This window comes from Nocardia sputi (genome assembly GCF_023501985.1).
This window is the reverse complement of the sequence record NZ_JAMFLC010000016.1, coordinates 127,481-144,677: the sequence shown is the minus strand read 5'-3', so window position 1 is coordinate 144,677 and position 17,197 is coordinate 127,481. Positions and strand designations below refer to the sequence as shown.

15 protein-coding genes are annotated in these 17,197 nt (G+C 69.0%); 8 read left to right on the top strand and 7 right to left on the bottom strand.

From position 1 onward, the window contains the following. Positions 1-112: 112 nt before the first annotated feature. The 4 genes from M8859_RS21550 to ligD all read left to right on the top strand — a co-directional run bounded on the left by M8859_RS21550 (position 113) and on the right by ligD (position 4,554). Positions 113-1,624: a carboxylesterase/lipase family protein gene (locus M8859_RS21550; protein ID WP_249644778.1), complete on the top strand. Its 1,512-nt coding sequence runs from the start codon at positions 113-115 to the stop codon at positions 1,622-1,624. A 166-nt stretch (positions 1,625-1,790) separates the two neighbouring features. Continuing rightward, positions 1,791-2,996 carry a site-specific integrase gene (locus M8859_RS21545; RefSeq protein ID WP_159929531.1) on the top strand — a complete coding sequence of 402 codons (1,206 nt, stop codon included), beginning with the start codon at positions 1,791-1,793 and terminating at the stop codon, positions 2,994-2,996. A gap of 239 nt (positions 2,997-3,235) precedes the next feature. Continuing rightward, entirely contained in the window at positions 3,236-3,526 is a 291-nt protein-coding gene (locus M8859_RS21540; RefSeq protein WP_159929529.1) for a hypothetical protein, read from the top strand. 80 nt (positions 3,527-3,606) lie between these two features. Beyond that, entirely contained in the window at positions 3,607-4,554 is a 948-nt protein-coding gene (gene ligD / locus M8859_RS21535) for a non-homologous end-joining DNA ligase (RefSeq protein ID WP_195070882.1), read from the top strand. Positions 4,555-4,955: 401 nt separating this feature from the next. On the opposite strand, the gene M8859_RS21530 is transcribed toward ligD, so the two are convergent. Then, positions 4,956-5,543, bottom strand: a complete 588-nt coding sequence (locus M8859_RS21530; protein ID WP_223514744.1) for an allene oxide cyclase barrel-like domain-containing protein — start codon at positions 5,541-5,543, stop codon at positions 4,956-4,958. Positions 5,544-5,570: 27 nt separating this feature from the next. Here M8859_RS21530 and M8859_RS21525 point away from each other — a divergent pair, with 27 nt between their 5' ends. Continuing rightward, a complete protein-coding gene (locus M8859_RS21525) occupies positions 5,571-5,981 on the top strand; it encodes a MerR family transcriptional regulator (protein ID WP_159929528.1) in 411 nt (136 codons plus the stop codon). A 236-nt stretch (positions 5,982-6,217) separates the two neighbouring features. Here the strand turns inward: M8859_RS21525 and purN are convergent, their stop codons facing one another. The 4 genes from purN to M8859_RS21505 are packed head-to-tail and all read right to left on the bottom strand — an operon-like array spanning position 6,218 to position 11,697. After that, positions 6,218-6,829 (bottom strand): phosphoribosylglycinamide formyltransferase, encoded by a 612-nt coding sequence (gene purN, locus M8859_RS21520; RefSeq protein WP_159929527.1) that lies wholly within the window; start codon positions 6,827-6,829, stop codon positions 6,218-6,220. Between the two features lie 14 nt (positions 6,830-6,843). Then, positions 6,844-8,544 (bottom strand): tetratricopeptide repeat protein, encoded by a 1,701-nt coding sequence (locus M8859_RS21515; protein ID WP_249644777.1) that lies wholly within the window; start codon positions 8,542-8,544, stop codon positions 6,844-6,846. 49 nt (positions 8,545-8,593) lie between these two features. Further along, positions 8,594-10,408: an ABC transporter permease family protein gene (locus M8859_RS21510; RefSeq protein WP_249644776.1), complete on the bottom strand. Its 1,815-nt coding sequence runs from the start codon at positions 10,406-10,408 to the stop codon at positions 8,594-8,596. After that, positions 10,405-11,697, bottom strand: a complete 1,293-nt coding sequence (locus M8859_RS21505; protein WP_159929521.1) for an ABC transporter substrate-binding protein — start codon at positions 11,695-11,697, stop codon at positions 10,405-10,407. Before M8859_RS21505 ends, M8859_RS21510 begins: the two co-directional genes overlap by 4 nt. Positions 11,698-11,979: 282 nt before the next feature. Here M8859_RS21505 and thrS point away from each other — a divergent pair, with 282 nt between their 5' ends. From thrS to M8859_RS21490, 3 genes are all read left to right on the top strand, one after another. Continuing rightward, entirely contained in the window at positions 11,980-13,212 is a 1,233-nt protein-coding gene (gene thrS, locus M8859_RS21500) for a threonine--tRNA ligase (protein ID WP_195070776.1), read from the top strand. A gap of 78 nt (positions 13,213-13,290) precedes the next feature. Beyond that, entirely contained in the window at positions 13,291-14,634 is a 1,344-nt protein-coding gene (locus M8859_RS21495; RefSeq protein ID WP_159929517.1) for a cytochrome P450, read from the top strand. A gap of 153 nt (positions 14,635-14,787) precedes the next feature. Then, the gene (locus M8859_RS21490) at positions 14,788-15,405 is read left to right on the top strand and encodes a TetR/AcrR family transcriptional regulator (RefSeq protein WP_236565698.1); all 618 of its coding nucleotides are present in this window, start codon (positions 14,788-14,790) and stop codon (positions 15,403-15,405) included. A gap of 29 nt (positions 15,406-15,434) precedes the next feature. On the opposite strand, the gene M8859_RS21485 is transcribed toward M8859_RS21490, so the two are convergent. Continuing rightward, positions 15,435-15,956 (bottom strand): 2-phosphosulfolactate phosphatase, encoded by a 522-nt coding sequence (locus M8859_RS21485; RefSeq protein ID WP_249644775.1) that lies wholly within the window; start codon positions 15,954-15,956, stop codon positions 15,435-15,437. A 479-nt stretch (positions 15,957-16,435) separates the two neighbouring features. Next, a complete protein-coding gene (locus M8859_RS21480; protein WP_159929508.1) occupies positions 16,436-16,720 on the bottom strand; it encodes a hypothetical protein in 285 nt (94 codons plus the stop codon). Between the last annotated feature and the right edge of the window lie 477 nt (positions 16,721-17,197).

Below are 17,197 nucleotides of genomic sequence, written 5' to 3'. Positions count from 1 at the left end.
TGCAGGGTTGAATGTCGTTGCAGGCTGTGAATATTCGGACCGTGCGTGCGTCGACCATCACCACCTTCGCTCCCCCGCAGCCGATGACCTACCGAAGGAAAGCGAGCACCGCGTGAACATCGAACCCGAGATACGCACTGCTGCCGGAGTTGTGCGTGGCAGGTGGGAGGGCGCCGTCGCGGTCTTCCGGGGTATCCCCTACGCCCAGCCACCGTTCGGTATCCGACGGTTCGCGGCGCCGGTCCCGGCACAGCCGTGGGATGGCGTGCGCGACGCGTCGGCGTTCGGTCCACCGGTTCCTCAGGCGGGCAGCGCGGTGCCGTCGATGTCCGGGGACACCGATGACGGTTCCGGCGACTGCTTGACCCTCAACGTCTGGTCACCTGACCTCGGCGCCGCCGGGCTGCCGGTGATGGTGTGGATCCACGGCGGTGCGTATCTGGGTGGCCGTTCCGGTAACCCGCATCACGATGGTGCGACTCTCGCCGGGTCCGGTGTGGTGGTGGTCAGCATGAACTATCGCGTCGGCGCGGAAGGTTTCGCTCATATCGCCGGAGCCCCGGACAACCGCGGCATTCTCGACCAGGTCGCCGCGTTGCGTTGGGTGCAGAACAATGTGGCCGCGTTCGGCGGCGATCCGGGCAAGGTGACCGTGTTCGGGCAGTCCGCCGGGGCGGGCTGTCTTGCGGCGCTGCTCACGATGCCGATGGCCGCCGGGCTGTTTCATCGAGCGATAGCCCAGAGCGTCCCGGGAACGTACTTCACCCCGCGGCTCGCCGCCGCGATCTCGGCGACGATCGCCGCGGAACTCGGTGTGCAAGCCACCGTGGGTGAGCTGGCCGGTGTCTCGCCGCGCGCGCTGATCAACGCGACGGACGCGGTCATCCAGAAGATGCCCGGATTCGTCGAAACGTGGGGACCGATGGCGCTGACCCCGACACCGTTCTCACCCGTCGTCGACGGTGCCGTGCTCCCAGGCGCGCCATGGCGCGCGCTCGCCGCAGGCACCGCAGAGGGCATCGATCTGCTCGTTGGGCACACCCGGGACGAATACCGGCTGTTCAACGGCTTGCTCGGCAGCGAGGTGACCGAGGATCAGGTGACCGCCGTACTCGACCGTCTCGCGCCCGCCTCCGACAGCCTTGGCCTTTACCGTGCCGCGTACCCCGATGCCACGCACGGGCAGTTGTACGAACTGGTCAACTCCGACTGGCTGTTTCGGATGCCCAGCTTGCATCTCGCACACGCCCACCATGCCGGGGGCGGGCCGGTCTGGACCTACGAACTGTGCTGGAGCTTCAACTCGGAGCAAGGCGCCTCACACAGCCTCGACTTCATGCTCGTCTTCGCCACGCTCAGCGTGGACGATGTGCGCGGCCATCCCTCCGCTCATCCGAACGCCGCGGATGAGGTGGTGCGCGTCTCCCAGCAGATGCGCAGCGACTGGGTGAATTTCGCGACCACAGGCGACCCCGGCTGGGCTCGCTACGATTCGGACACCCGGCTCACCCGTGTCTACACCGCCGAGTCGATCACCCAGCCCTATCCCGAGGAACGCTCGAGGCTGATCTGGGCCACGCACCGGTTCGACACCCTGGACCTCCCCGGCCTGCTGTCACTGTGACGCTTGCTGATTGCTGCTGCGGGTCCGGCGCAGTGCCTGGGCAGCGGAGCCGGAGCGCGGCGAGCTTTCGATCGTGAGGGTGCTCTCGGAGTGCCGTAGGCTGGATTCTCGCGCCGAATGTGCTGGCGCGGACAGTCAGTCGCCGACCGGAACGCGGGAGCCAGCCATGGACGATCGATCCAGCGTGGTCGCGGTCCCGGAGTCGGTGCGCACGCAGTTGCGGCATGGCGTGCGCAGCGTCCTGGTCGATGCCGTGGCATTGCGGTTGGTGCGTGATCGCTTCGATGACGACCAAGCCGGTTCGCTGCGCCGATATCTCGAAGCGTCCCAATCGGCGAACACTCTGCGTGCCTACCGGGCCGACTGGGTGGCCTGGTCGGCGTGGTGCACCGCAGAGGGCCGCCAGGCGCTTCCTGCCGATGCGCTCGACGTCGCCGTTTATCTGGCCGCGGCCGCCGACGCACGCCGTGACAGCGGCGAGTGGGCGTTCAGTCCGGCGACGTTGGAACGCAAGTCGGCCGCGATCGCGGCGGTGCACGCGGCCAACGGCCTGCCGTCGCCGACGCGTTCGGATGTGGTTCGTCTGACGCTGCGCGGTATCCGCCGTACCCGGCGCACTCGGCCCAATCGCAAACGCCCCGTCCTGCTGCACACTCTCGATCAGCTCCTGGGCGGGCTTCCCGAAGCGGGCTGGCCCACCGAACCCGCACGCCGCCGGGATGCCCTTGTTCTGCTCATCGGTTTCGCCGGCGCGTTGCGCCGCAGCGAATTGGCCGGTTTGCGCATCGGCGACGTCGAGGTCGGCCTCGACCACACCACCGGGGAGCCGATCCTGCTGATCCGGCTGCCCGCGACGAAGACCGACCCGACCGGCTCGGCCGAACAGCGCGTGGCCCTGCCCCGGGGGCGGCGCCCCGCGACCTGTCCGGTCTGCGCTCTCGCGGACTGGCTGCGTCTGCGCGAAATTCACGCCGCCGCCGGGACATCCGGCGTGCGCGCTCGGCTGGCCGACGTTTCCGCGGGAGCGCCGGGGATCCACCGTTGCCACGGCTTCACCGGCACCACCCTCACCGACGCGGATCTTCCGCTGTTCCCCACCATCACCCGGCACGGCGTGATCGGCGATCGCGCCATGTCCGGCCGAGCGGTCGCCGAGCTGGTCAAGCGCTATGCCGCCCGCGCCGGACTCGACCCGGCCCTGTTCTCCGGTCATTCGCTGCGCGCCGGATTCGCCACCCAGGCCGCGCTCGGCGGCGCCAGCGACCGCGAGATCATGCGCCAAGGCCGGTGGTCCAACCCGCGCACCGTCCACGGCTACATTCGGACCGCCAACCCGCTGGAAGACAACGCGGTCACCAAGCTCGGATTGTGATCGCGGGGCTCAGGATGACCGCATTCGATGCGACATCGCGCATTGCCGCGATGAGGGGCTGCGATGCAGGTCGAGAGCAGTTCGTACCTAGCGATCCGCATGCAGGCAGGCACTGCGGCGCGCACAGAATCCCTCGGTGAATTCCGTGTGATCGAGCGGCCCTTTGCCATCCGCACTCGACGAAAAGCGCCTGGTGCTCGATACTTTGGCCGGAGGTGTCGAGTATGCATGATGAGGACGTGAATACTCCTGCACCCGGACCCGTCTTCGACGTGATCGCCGTACTGAACGGCGCGGTGGACCTGCGGTCCTATCCGCGCCGGAACCTGGTCCTGAGCTCGCCTCCGCGTGTGGAGTTCCGCACCCTGGGAGACAACAGGTCCGCGATCGTCGAGCCGGTTGTCCACCTGCTCAATGGCATCGAACTGCTCGAATCCCAGGGTTGGGAGCTGGTCAGCGTGATCGAACGGAGCATCGACAGCGCGAGCACCAAGGAGTGCTGCCTGATGGCGTTCATGCACCGCCCCTGATGGAGACCGGTCTGCCGAGCCGATCCGGCGCGGATGTTTGCTGAGGATATGCTGTTGGTGTGCTGTCAGCGCCGGCGCCGATGCTGGCCGTCTCCGGACGGCCACCGCAGGAGCGCGGCCGGTGGGCGTTCGAGATGAAATGGGACGGCATTCGCGCCATCGCGCGGTGCGGGGACGGGGACTGCCGGCTCTACAGTCGCAACAATCGGGATCTCAGCGGATCGTTTCCTGAGCTCACAGCGGTTCTGGCGGATCTGGGTGAGGGAGGCGAGCTGTTGCTCGACGGTGAGATCGTCGCGCCCGATCCGGTGACGGGGGCGCCGTCGTTCGGTCGCCTGCAGCGGCGGATGCATGTGATCTCGCCGGGTGCGGAGTTGCTGCGCGGCTTCCCGGCGCAGTACCTGGCCTTCGATCTGCTCGCCCTCGACGGTTCGTTTCTGATGAATCTGCCCTACACCGAGCGCCGCGAGCGCTTGGCGGAACTCGCGCTCGACCGGCCGCTGGCCCGCACCCCGCCGTATTACCCGGATATCGATCCCACCACCCTGATGGACGTCGCCCGCGAGCACGGCCTGGAAGGCATCATCGCCAAGCGCCTCGACTCCGCCTACTACCCCGGCCGCCGGTCCCCGTTGTGGATCAAGACGCCGCTGCGTAGAACGACCGAGGTCGTCGTCGCGGGCTGGCTGCCCGGCACGGGCCGTTTCTCCACGACGTTCGGTTCGCTCGCGCTGGGCGCATACGACGACCACGATCAACTGGTGCACATCGGCAATGTCGGCACCGGATGGACCATGCACGCCCGCCGCTCCCTGCAAACCCGGCTGAACGAGCTGGCCCGCCCGGACACGCCCTTCGACATCGCCCCGCCGCGAGCCCTCGCCGCTACCGCTCACTGGGTGGAGCCGGTCCTCGTCGCCGACATCGAATACCGCGAAGTCACCCCCGAGGGCCTGCGCCACCCCAGCTGGCGCGGCCTGCGTCCCGACAGGTCTCCCCGAGAAGCGAAAGTGCCTCCGTCGCAGTGATTTCGGAGATTGGCCGGTCGTGCCCGGCGGTTCACGGTCGCAGGCCCGGTCACGCGGCAATCGGGCGGAATCGCATCCAATACAACAATCCGTAACCTGCACCAACAGGCTTCCACGAGGGCAACGCGATCCTGCAACGGCGACGATCGCCGATGTCATGGATCTCGACGCCCTCGTGGTCAGCGATCTCTTCGGCGTTGCCCCGCAGACGGCACACAAGTGAACCCAGTTCGCCAAGACGACTGGGCCGCTTATCTCCCTGCGCTTTCACCGGACAGCACCACTCGATTCGGCCGTTGCATCCGAGGACAGATGTCCACGAATGTCGGCGGCACCGGCATGCGGCAGAGGGCAGCGTTCACGAATCACGAGGGCGGGCACCCTTGCCTCTGACGGCCGTATCAACGGATGATTTCGGCGCGTACTCTCTCGTTCGGTGTCCCGATGTCCCAGAAGCGAACACTGCCCCCGGCATCGAGGTAGGAGCCTGTGCCGCCGGTGATGGCCATGTCCAGCGGGTTCGCGCCCCTGACCCACACAGCCTGCAACGTGACCGAGCCGCTCTCGAACTGCATCGTGAGCAAGCACTGCGAAGTGACCTTTTCTCCGTCGACATGTATGGCTTGGCAAGTGCCGCCCCCGCGTCCGACCTTCTGCCCGTTCTTTATAGCGTTTCCGGAGAAAATATCCATATCGCCGATGCTCATTCCCGCGCGATCGAGATCTGGGGCCGCGTACTGATCGTTCTCGACTTCGAGTTCGAGAATCTCGACCTGGTTCTCCGCGGGGGGCGGTGTGTCGCCATCGCCGGCTCCGCAACCGCTGAGTGCAGTGGCCAGCAGTGACACGACACCGAATGCAGTGAGCACCGTTTTGGCTCGCACCTTGTTGTTCGATACGCGATTCCTGATCAGTTGGTAGGGACGGTGTTGCGGCAGCCTCACCGCCGCGGAGCGCTCGGGCTCTTCCGGATTCACTGGTTTGCTCATGCCGCCAGCGTGCCGGTTAATGGACACATGAAGTCAAGTGAGATGCTGACCATCGGCGATCTGGCCCGGCGGTTCGGGCTCGGCACACACGTGCTGCGGTACTGGGAGAGCCTCGGGCTGCTGGAGCCTGCTCGCCGCAACGGTGGCCAGCGGCTGTACGAGCAGACGGACCTCGAACGCGTGGCGTTGATCCTGATGGGCAAGGAGGCTGGTCTCACGCTGGGGCAGTTGGCAACGGTGCTGTCCACCGCGGACCCGATGGAACACCGGGATCTGCTGTGCCACCACGTCGACGAGCTCGAGCGGCGCATCGCGCAGGCACAAGCGGCCAAGGAACTGATCGAGCATGCTCTCGCCTGCCCGCACAGCATGACCGAATGTGAGCAAGCGCGCGAACATATATCGGCTCGAATTCCCCCTCTTCTCCCCGGGGAATAGCGCACGAAACGAATACCTACCCGCCACCGATTCCGGACGCGGTCGTTCTCGAAATCCACCCGGTAGATCGCGGGCATCGGCATCGCACGGCTGAATGCCCGGTCGCCTTACGGCCGCCGAAACCGACCAGAGCCCGGGAGAGCCGTGGCTGCCGAGAACGTTCATAGTCGCCGGGCCGCCTGGGCGCGGACGGTAGGGCTCGGCATGACGAACCAGAACGAGAGTGGCTCGTGCGGTCACGGGCACGTGGTTGCGCGTGCCGGGAACGCGTTGTCCGTCGCGATTCGCCGCACCACATCGGGAAGCAAGGTGTGTTCGGCTTCCAGGACGCGCGCACCGAGCGTCTCGGCGGTGTCTCCCGGATGGACCGGCACCGTGGCCTGCGCGATGACCTCACCGGCGTCGTATTCGCCGGAGACGACATGGACGGACGCGCCTGTGAGGAGGTCTCCGGCGTCGAGGACGGCTCGGTGCACGTGCTCGCCGTACATGCCGGGGCCGCCGTGGCGGGGTAACAACGCGGGGTGGACATTGATGATCCGGTCGGCGAATTCGCTCCTGGTCCGCGGCCCGATCTTCTCGAGGTAACCGGCGGTCACCACCAGATCGACCGCGTGCTCGACGAGTGCGGCGCGGATGGCTTCGTCCGGGTCGTCGTGGGTGCGTCCGGACAGGTGCCGGACCGGGATCTGGTGATCCCGCGCGTAGCGCAGCGCACCGGAGTCGCTGTTGTTGCTGATGACCAGCACGATCCGGAACCGTGCGTCCGGGACGCCGGAAGCTCGGTGCATCGCACGCAGATTGGACCCGTTGTGGGAGGCGATCACCGCGACTCGAAGCTCCGGCATGGTTGCGTAGTCTCTCACAGCGCCGGTGCGGGGGCGTGGGCGTCGACGGGTGCGGGCCACTGGTCGATGCGCGACAGTGGAGTGCGATGGCCGGCCGGGAGGAGGTTGCGGAAGCCACGGCCGGAGCGCAGTGCGGTGCGAGCCTGTGCGGCATAGCGTTCGGCGTGGTGAGCGGCCGGATGCCTGCGGCGGGCTTCGGCGAGCCACCCGGTGGCTTGGCGGAGGGCTTCGACGCGGGTGAGGGGCGGGTCGGCGGGCAGGAGCAGGGTGGCGTGATCGGGGGCGATGACCACTGCGGAACCGAGGTGTTGCAGGCAGCGGCCGATGCCGGGGTCGTCGTCGAGTACCCGGTATGCGCTCAGGGCGAGCTGCCAGCAGCGCAGCGCTCGGCGGGGTTCGCCGCGAGCCCACCACAGGGCGCCCATCGTCTCGTGGGTCTGGGCGCGTCCGTCGGGATCGAGGCCGGTGCGGGTGAGGGATTCGGCGAGTTCGAGACGATCCTGCGCGGCGTCGAGGCGTCCTTGCCGGATGTGCACGACGGCGAGGTTGATCAGCGCGCACACCTCGCCGGGGATGTCGTCACGCGGCAGCAGCCACCAGGCGGTTTCCAGTTGGTCGGCGACTTCGTCCAGATCCAGCGGGACGGTGGCGAGCCGTCGCAGCGCCGCGTGGTGTTCCCACCGGGCGGCCAGGCTCGTCGACAATCGCCGCGGCCGGTAGCCGCGCGGACGCTCGGGCAGCCGGCCGGCCCGTAGCAACATCAGATCCCGGTTCAGGTCGTCGAGTCCGGGAAGCGAGCACAGATCGTCGGGCACTCCACGCTCGTTCTCGGCCATACCGATTCGCGCGTACCACACGTCCAGTGCGTTACCGATGCCGAGCAGGTGCGCCAGCGCCGCCGCGGGAAATTCCACGCCGGGATTCGCGCACGCGGCCACCAAGGCGCGCAGGTATGGTTCCTCGGCCTCGAACCATCGGCGCGCGCCTACCGCGAAGCGCCGCGTCTCCAGCGCGATCGCCCAGCGGCCAGCGCGGTCGGCGTAGTGGTGCAGCAGCGCGGTGAGCGCCGCACCCCATTGCGGCCCCGCCGTGACCGTCGCTCGATCCGGCAGTTCGGGCACCTGCCGCACACAGAAGCGCTGGGCACCGTCGTGGGCGAGGACGCCGCGTCGGCGCAGTCCTTCCACCAGCATTGTCGCGGTGCGCGCCGAGGGTTCTCTCGCCACCGGCAACCGTCCCGGGGTGTCGCGAATAGCGTTGAGCACCGCCAGCAGCGCGACCGTCTCGTAGTCGTGCACCGGCAGGTCCCGCAGGACCGCGGCGATGAGATGCCCGTTCAAGGCGGCGACCCTCCGCGGCGGGGGCGTGACCACCCGTGGGCTCGGATCGGCCAGCGCGGGCCCCGGCTCGACCAGCCCGGCGATCGAGTCCATGGCGCGGGCGGTGCGCAGCTTGGTGCGATACCCGACGGCGAACCGGTGCAGCGCGTACGTGGCCGCCGCGGCGACGAACAGCGCCGAGAACCATCGCAACGGGCCGTTGAGGAATTCCACGACGGCGTTCTCGCCGAACGAATTCACCACCAGGGTGCGTACCAACTCGAACAGCACCGTGTAGGCCACCACCGACGCGGTGCCCAGAAACCCCAGCCAGATCGATGACCTCGGCGTCGTGGTCTGCCCGGCGGTTTCGCGGTGTTCGCCCGATGCGCTCAACGGCGCTCCTTGCTCGCCGCGCCGCACGATCGCGCCTGTTCGATCCGTCTCATCGCAGTACTCCCCCGGTCAGTCCCGGCACCACCCAGCGCCGCCAGGTCGCCAGCAGCAGCGCCACCGGCAACACCGCCGACACCAGCGATCCCGCGGCCAGTTGGGCGGCGTTCTCCCCGAACTGCCTTGCCTCGCCCCACAACAGCAGCGACCAGGGGCTCGCTCCCGCCCCGCTGACCACGAGCCCGATGAAGAAGTCGTTCCACACCTGGACGAATTCCAGCACCGCCACCGCACCCAGCGCGGGCCCGGAGGAGGCGAGCACCCGATGCGCGATCGTGCCGGGACCGGCCAGGCCGTGCAGGGCGTCGGCCGCGGCGCTCCCGGGCGGGGCGAGCAGCGCGCCGCGCAGCACGAGGATGGCGATCGGCAGGCCCGCGGCTGCGTGCACGAGGATCAGCGGTATCCGCGTTCCCGACAGTTGGTAGGTGTCGACGAGACCTTCGATCGGCCCGAGATAGATCTGCGCCGGGATCACCGCGAGCACCACCAGCGCCACGACGGCCACTCGGGCGGCGGTGCCGTCGGGGCGCAAGGCGGCCAGCCGGTAGGCCACCGGCACCGCAGCGGTGACCACGACCACCGTCACGATCCCCGCGACCCACGCGGTGGTCTGCAGCGAGCGCCACAACCCGTCGTCACCCCACACCAGACCGATCGCCGACCACCCGAATCCGTCGTGTCCGCGCACACTCGTATAGGCGAGCACGCCGATCGGGAACAGCGCCAGCACCGAGACCACCACGATGCCCGCTAGCCGCAACGGGCCCATGCGCCGCCGTCCCGGCACCGAGATCGCCTGCAGCGCCGACCAACTGGCGCGATGTCTGCGCACGTCCAGCTGCAACAGCCACGCGACCGCGCCCACGAGCACCGCCAGCGGTAGCGCGTAGGCGGCCGCGGCGCCGGGCTCGGCGTCGGCGGTCAGTCGCCACCAGTGCACGGTGGCGCTGTCCACCTGGTACTCCAGGGCCCCGGGGACCCCGATCAGCACGACATCGAACACGCGCGCGGCCGCGACTCCCACCGCGAGCCCGGCGACCAGCAGTACCGGCCGCAGCAATTCGTACAGCCGCAGCGCCAGCGGCCTGCCGTCGTCGCGATACAGGTACCCGGCGCGCGCCGGGTCGGTCTCGATCGCGTGAATGCCCGCCCGGAACAGCGCGGTGAGGAAACCCAGCCAGGTCCACAGGAACGCCGACCCCAGCATCGCCGCCAGCCACCACCGGTAGGCGCCGACGTCTTCGATGGCCAGCCACCGCGCACCGGAACCGAAGATCACCCGGAACGCCACACCGGACACGAACGCCGAGATCCCGAACGGCACGATCAGCGGAAGCCACAGCCAGCGCGCCGCGCGCCCCCACCACGCGATCGCCAACGCCAACACCAGCAGCCCGATTCCGAAGGCCACCCACAGCAGCGTGCGCAGGTACGCGCCTCTGCCGTCGGCGGTCATCGTGCCGCCCAGCAGCCACAGACCACCGACCGTGCCGGCGATCGCCCACAGCCACACCGCGATCCGTATCGGCGGCGCACCCAGCCTTCTGCGCAGTATGGCAGGCAGCAGCGCGCTCACCGCGACGATCGCGCACGCGAGCACGGTGACCGGGCGCGCGCGGGTGGCGATGACCACGCTCCACCCGGCGGGCAGCACCAGCAGGGCCACCGTGAGCACGGTCGCGGGCAGTGCGGCCAGCCTGGCCGGCCAGCGCCGCGGCCGGCCGCCGGCGACCAGCGGCCCGCGCATGCGGCGGGTGGCCAGCTCGATGCTCAGCCCGTTCGCTCGGAAGTCCGTGGGCCGCGTCACCGGGGCCGCCGCTCGAAGCCGTCCAGCGCGGTGATCGCGCGTTCGATGGACTCGGCCACCCGCGTCTGCGCACCGTCGCCGATCGCGATCAGGAATTCGGTCAACACCCGCCACAATCCTTCCCGTGCGCCCACCGCGCCGATCCGGTCGGACAGGTCGAAGGCGCTGCGGGCGTTCAGCTCACGCGCCGAGGATGCCAGCAGCGGCGAGTACGTCGCGTCGGTGCGCATGTTCGGCGTGAGGAAACCGCCGTAGCGCTCGATCCAGGGCAGAGGGGCGTGTACACCGGCCAGTTTTTCGACCAGGTCCTCGGCGCGCCGGTTCGCTTCGCGTGTCACCACGATCACGTCACCGCCGACGATCTTCGGCCGCCCCGACGCGGTGTTGACGGACGGAAACGGCGCTACCCCGACCACGTCCCGCACCTCGCGGCCGGACGCGCGCACCGCGCTGCGGATGATCGGTTCGGCGAAATCGGGGGCGACCACGGCTGCGGCGTGGCGATGCTGGAACACGTCGCGGACGGCGTCGGAGAACTGCCGGGTCAACGCGACCCCGACTCCTCCGGGAAAGGCGTGCCGGTGTCCCCACAGGACCCCCAGGTGGGTGAGCGCGGCCCGCACTGCCGGGTTGTCCCACTCTCGTCCGCTCCGGGAGGCCAGTTCGTCGTAGATCCTGGGTGATTCGGCCAGCAGGGCGTTTTCGAAGAAGTCGGTCAGCACCCATCCGTCGGCGGCGGCCAGCGCGAGCAGGCGGATCGGCGACTGTGCGAGGACCTCCATCCGGTTGACCCAGTCGGGTAGCGTCCATTCCGCCGGGTCACCCAACCCGTAGGTGTCGAACTGCCGCCGGTCGTACCACACCAGTGACTTGTCGGCGGCCTTGAACGGCACGCCGAACGCACGACTTCCATAGCGCAGCAACAATTGCCAGTGCTGGGCGTAGCGGGGACCGAGGTCGTCGGTCCACACCGTCTCGGCGATCGGCCGTAGTTTCTTTCGCTCGGCCAGTTCCCGCACCCGCCCCGCCTGCGGCAGCAGCACCACGTCCGGCGCGGATCGGCCGCCTGCGCTGAAGGCGGTGTCGGTGTTGTCTCCGAGCGGGATGACTTCGACGTCGAAGGGCAGGTTCAGCCCGTCGAGTACGGCGTGGAAGGCGGCCAGTTCCGACCCGCTCCAGGACACCCCGACACGCACCGCGTCCGAACTGCCCAGCAGCAGATCCGGCGCGCACGCGGCAGCCAGCGGGAGCATCACCCCCGCTTGCAGCACCGCTCTGCGTGTCCCCATCGACCCCCGATGTCATTGCATGCCAATCGAAGTCGATTATGCGCGAAAGCCGCCGTGCCGGGGGGCGCTTCGAGATCTTCGCGCCTCTCGCGGCGGCGCACGCGATATTCGGGTGTGCGGCGACGGTGGCGTCTGCTAGCGTCGCCGACGTGAAGCGCGCTGCTGTGACGACGACGCCGGAATCCGTCCCGGCGCGCTGATCCCTGTTCCATCCCAGCCCCGGGGCGAGTGCCCCGGGCTTCATCTTGTGGTCACTCGCCCGTTGTTCACGAGGAGACCACCATGCCCGACCATCGCACCCTCGGCCGTGCGCTGGATCTGTTCGACACCGACCCGCTGATCGGCGCGGGACTGCCGTTCTGGCTGCCCGACGGCGCGGCGGTGCGCCAGGCCCTGGAGGACTACATCCGCACCGCCGAACACCGCGCGGGCTACCGCCACGTGTATTCGCCGGTGCTCGGCAAACGCGAACTCTACGAGATCTCCGGGCACTGGCGGCACTACCGCGACGACATGTTCCCGCCGATGGACCTGGGCGGCGAACAAGTGGTGCTGCGTCCGAGCCTGTGCCCGCACCACGCGCTGCTGTTCCGCTCCCGCGCGCACAGCTATCGGGAACTGCCGCTGCGGATCGCTGAACTGGGCGGCATGTACCGCTCCGAACTCTCCGGCGTGCTGGGCGGATTGACCCGGGTGCGCGCGATCCAGCTCAACGACGCGCATATCTTCTGCACCCTCGATCAGGTCTGTGCCGAGGTCGCCGCGGCGCTGGCGATGATCGGTTCCGCCTATGCCGCGCTGGGCATCGACGCGGCTCGCTACCGGTTGTCCCTGCCCGGACCCGGTGGGAAATACGTTGCCGCGCCGCGACTGTGGGAGCGCTCGATAGCGGTGCTCACCGACGTCCTGGACGACTCCGGCCTGCACTACGAGGCGGTGGAAGGCGAAGCCGCGTTCTACGGCCCGAAGATTGATGTGCAGGTCCGCGACAGCGCGGGACGGGAGTCCACCCTGTCCACCGTTCAGGTCGATTTCCATCAACCCGAGCGGTTCGATTTACACTACACCGGCGCCGACGGCGCCGCGCACCGGCCGGTCATGGTGCATCGCAGCATCATCGGCAGCATCGAGCGCGCCGTGGCTCACCTGGTCGAACACCACGGTGGCCGGTTCCCCGCATGGCTGGCGCCCACCCAGGTGGTCGTGCTGCCGGTGAGCGATGTGCAGCATGCGGCGGCCGAGCGGTTCGAACGGCGCTGCCGTGACCTCGGGCTGCGCGTGGTGGTCTGCCCGCCGGATCGTGGCAGTCTCGGATCGCGCATCCGCGACCACCGTCTCGTGCCGTATCAAGCGATCATCGGAGCACAGGAGGCCGCCGCCGACGATGTGGCGCTGCGCCTGCGTGACGGGCACCGACGCGATCGGCTGCCCGTGTCAGAGGCGCTCGGCCGCATCGCGTCGCTGATCGCCGTCCACAGCGCCGAGCTGTGGGACCTCGCGTGCGGAGACCGGTAGGTGTAAGCCTTGTCACACGCGGTACGCAAGCGTACCGTACGGGTGGTACATCGAAGTACCACACGAGGAGGTGGGCGCATGCCCGCTGTGCGCATTCCCGACGGGCCCTCGTCCCCGCCGATCGTGCAGAACCTGCAGATACTCACCGGGCGAACCCGGACTTGGCGACGGATGCACGACCGTTACGGATCGGCTTTTACCATCCAGATGCCCAGATTCGGCCCATGCGTCGTGCTGGCCGATCCGGCCGAGATCAAAGCCCTGTTCACCGCGAGCACCGACCTCGTCGACAACCTCGACGTCAACCTCGGCCAGTTCCTCGGGCCGGGTTCGTTGTTCGCGCTGACCGGCGCCGAACACCGCAAGCAGCGCAAACTGCTCACCCCGCCCTTCCACGGCCGCAGGCTGGCGGTGTACGAATCGCTCATCGAGGAGGAAGCGGTCCGGGAGATGGCGGCCTGGCCGTCGGGCCGCGAGTTCGCGACGATGGACTCGATGATGCGGATCACGCTCAACGTGATCCTGCGCGCGGTCTTCGGCGCCGAGGGCGCGGAGTTCGACGAACTGCGCCGACTGCTACCCAAACTGGTGCTGGTGGCCTCGGCCCTCGCGGCCGTCCCGGTTCCCCAGCGGGCGCTGGGCAGGCTCGGTCCCTGGGCCCGGTTCGCGGCCTATCGCCGCCGCTACGACGAAATCGTCGGCCGACTCGTCGACCGCGCCGCAGCCGACCGGATCGATGAGCGCGACGACGTGCTGGCGATGCTGCTGCAAGCGCGCTACGACGACGGCTCGGCCATGTCGCACGCTGAGATCGCCGACGAATTGCTGACCCTGCTCACGGCCGGACACGAGACGACGGCGACAACGCTGGCGTGGACGATCGAACGGTTGCGCAGGCACCCGGACATCCTGCGCCGCCTGCTCACCGAAGCCGATGCGGGAGGTTCACAGCTGCGCGAGGCGACGCTGCTGGAGGTGCAGCGAGTGCGGCCGGTCGTCGATGCCACGTTCCGCCAGGTCCGCGCCGATTCTCTGCGGCTGGGCCGGTGGACCCTGCCCAAGGGCCAGAAGATCGTGGCCAACATCCGGTTGATGCACGACAACGAGGAACTCTTCCCCGATGCCCGCGCCTTCGATCCCGACCGATTCGTCGGTGTCCGTCCGGGCACCTTCAGCTGGATTCCCTTCGGCGGCGGCAGCCGCCGGTGCATCGGCGCCGCGTTCGCCACGATGGAAATGAACGTCGTGCTGCGCACGCTGCTGCGTGATTTCACACTCGAACCCACCGACGCCCGCGACGAGCGCGCGCACTTCCGCGGTGTCGCACTCGTCCCGGCCAAGAAGGGCCGGGCAGTGGTGCACCGTCGCACTCCCCGACAGCGCGAGCTAGCGCGCGACCGCGCCGCCGAGGCGACGGCATGAGCGAGCGGTTCCCCGAAGTCGGCCGTGGGTCACCCTCGTCGACGGGCAGGCTCGCCGACCTCATCTCGACCGTGCTCTGGCCGGGGCCGGATCCCCGCCCGCGAGGCTCGGGCGGAACGCGACGAGCGGAACGGACTGACTAACCTGAATCTCGTGACACGCGCCGAGCCGGTACCCCGCACCTCCGCCGACGACGGCGCGGACGCGGGGTTTCGCCGCCGCCTGCTCGACGCCATGGCCGTGGCGGTGCGCGAACGCGGTTACCAGGACTCGACCGTCGCCGACGTGGTCCGCCACGCCCGCACCTCGCGCCGCACCTTCTACGAGCACTTCACCAGCAAACAGGACTGCTTCATCGCCCTGCTGTCCGAGCACCACAAGGAGATGATCCAGCGGATCGATGCCGCGGTCGACCCCTGCATGCCATGGCGCACCCAGATCCGCCAAGCCATCGAAGCCTGGACAGCCACCGCGCGAGAAGAGCCTTCCCTCACCCTCAGTTGGATCCGTGTCGTGCCCGCCCTCGGTGACGCCACGCGCCAGTTGCAGCGCGAGGTCGGCGACGCGTTCGTCGCATTGATCCAAAAGCTCGCCGACACACCCGAATTCGCCGCCGCCGGACTGCGTCCGCCATCCCGCCAGGTGGCGACGATCCTCTTCGGCGGCTTCCGGGAACTGATCGCCACCACCGTGGAAGACGGCGACGACATCGCGGGCATCGTCGACGTGGCGGTCGAATCCGCGATCGCGCTGGTCGGCCCGCACCTCTAGCGCCGACCGGCCGCGGCGCGCGCCCACGGTCATCGGACGGCGTCTGCGAAGGCTGCCTCGGCGCGCACCGGCACCACCCGGCTGACGTCGAGTTCGGTGGCCACCGCGACATCCTGCGCGAACCCGCCTCGGGCCAGCTCCCGGCCGGAAGCGCTGTCGCGGATCAGCGCCGCGACGTCGGCGACCCCCTCGTGTGCCGCCGCGGCCGCAGCAGCCTCCGCGGACAGCGGCCCCGCTCCGCCGCGGGCCAGCGCCGCGGCGACCGCTCCCGCGCCCAGCCAATCCTCGACCGCGGGCCGCAATGCGTCGCGTCCGGGCCAATGCTCGCCGACGGCGATCACGGCCACCGGCCGCTGCACGGTGCCCCACCCTCGTTCCACGATCCAGCGGGCGACGGCGCTCGCGTTGCGCAGGCAGGCCGCGACCACCGGCACACCGGTCACGGCCGCGCAGATGGCCGAACCATTCGGCGAGGGCAGCACGAGCCGAGCCGCGACCGGCGCGCGCCGCAACGCCGCCGGAGACAGCGACCACGGCTGCCGCTGGGACACCGCTCGCCGCCCTACCGCCAGCGCCGCGTCGTGCCGCGAACTGCGTGGCCTCGCCGTCGCGCCACGGGTAGGGCAGCACGTATGTCCCGGCTTCGACCGCGACCGACACCGACGTCGTGAACGACAAGACGTCGACCACGACGACGCACGCGCGGCCGGGGCCCACCGCCATCGCCCCGGGCCAGGCCCCACTCCAGACGCACGCCCCATGGCTGCTGCCGCGACCACTCCGGAAACTCCGGCATCTTCTCCTCCAGAATCACCGGCATTCGCCACGACCGAGCCAACGGGATCGGGCCTCGAGCAGCGGAGCTGACGCGGTCACGATCGGCCGATGCCGGCCTGCGCACCGCCAACGCGCTGCGTGGACTCGGTCGAGGAAAGCGGCCCCGGCGGCCATTGCACCATCCGCGCCTACACTTCCGCGGAACTGAGAACCTCGAGTTCCGCCTCTTAGCGGACACCGAATCACGTGGGTTCTACTGACAGTTCCTTTCGTCGGATCCGTCGCCACAGTCGTCGTCGCCGTCGCACAGCCATTGTTTCTGAACGCATCTGTCGTTGTCGCATTTGAATTCTTCTGGCTCGCACAGGAACTTTCCGCTGTGGCATTCACTGCGGGCTCCGCCCGAGCCGAATTCGAAGGACACCAGCGTCTCTGTGTCGACGGCTGCGGCGAACTCGGCCATCGCCGGTGACGACACCAGCGTCAGCCATGTCACCGTTGCCCCTAGAGCTGTTGCCAGCCCGGAAACGACACGCATGAGGAACCCTCCATGATGAGATCCAGTCTCTTCGCGTACGGAACTTCGGTCTCCAGCAATCGATCGAGCGCTCGCATCCTGCCCAGGATCGCATACCGGACCGCCGAATCGGCGTAGTTCGGAACGACGAGAAGGGGCGGGCACCGTGATCATCGCCCTCACACCCGTACGTGCCGGGACGGGCAAGGTCAGGTTGCTGGGCGTGGGCCCAGGGTCGCTCAACCGGCGCCGCTCGGGCTGTGCCGCGTGCGAGGGCTCGGTTCAGTAGTATCCGTGCTGCGGTATTGCAAGTCGCCGCGCACCTCGACCGCGACCCGGCCCACTACCCACACGGACGCTCCCACGCCATCGCCGTCCCCTCCAGCGGACGCCTGATGATCCGCGACTGGGTCGACGAAGACCTCACCACCATCCGCGACCGATCCACACCTGGACCCGCCGCACATCCAGCTCATGGGACGACAAGGTGGCCTACCA

Bases quoted from the DNA above. Each gene is read 5' to 3' on its own strand.
- M8859_RS21545 (WP_159929531.1), top strand. From the start codon at position 1,791: ATGGACGATCGATCCAGCGTGGTCGCGGTCCCGGAGTCGGTGCGCACG.
- M8859_RS21530 (WP_223514744.1), bottom strand. From the start codon at position 5,543: ATGAGCAAACCAGTGAATCCGGAAGAGCCCGAGCGCTCCGCGGCGGTG.
- M8859_RS21525 (WP_159929528.1), top strand. From the start codon at position 5,571: ATGAAGTCAAGTGAGATGCTGACCATCGGCGATCTGGCCCGGCGGTTC.
- M8859_RS21495 (WP_159929517.1), top strand. From the start codon at position 13,291: ATGCCCGCTGTGCGCATTCCCGACGGGCCCTCGTCCCCGCCGATCGTG.
- M8859_RS21480 (WP_159929508.1), bottom strand. From the start codon at position 16,720: ATGCGTGTCGTTTCCGGGCTGGCAACAGCTCTAGGGGCAACGGTGACA.
- thrS (WP_195070776.1), top strand. From the start codon at position 11,980: ATGCCCGACCATCGCACCCTCGGCCGTGCGCTGGATCTGTTCGACACC.
- purN (WP_159929527.1), bottom strand. From the start codon at position 6,829: ATGCCGGAGCTTCGAGTCGCGGTGATCGCCTCCCACAACGGGTCCAAT.
- M8859_RS21505 (WP_159929521.1), bottom strand. From the start codon at position 11,697: ATGGGGACACGCAGAGCGGTGCTGCAAGCGGGGGTGATGCTCCCGCTG.
- ligD (WP_195070882.1), top strand. From the start codon at position 3,607: ATGCTGGCCGTCTCCGGACGGCCACCGCAGGAGCGCGGCCGGTGGGCG.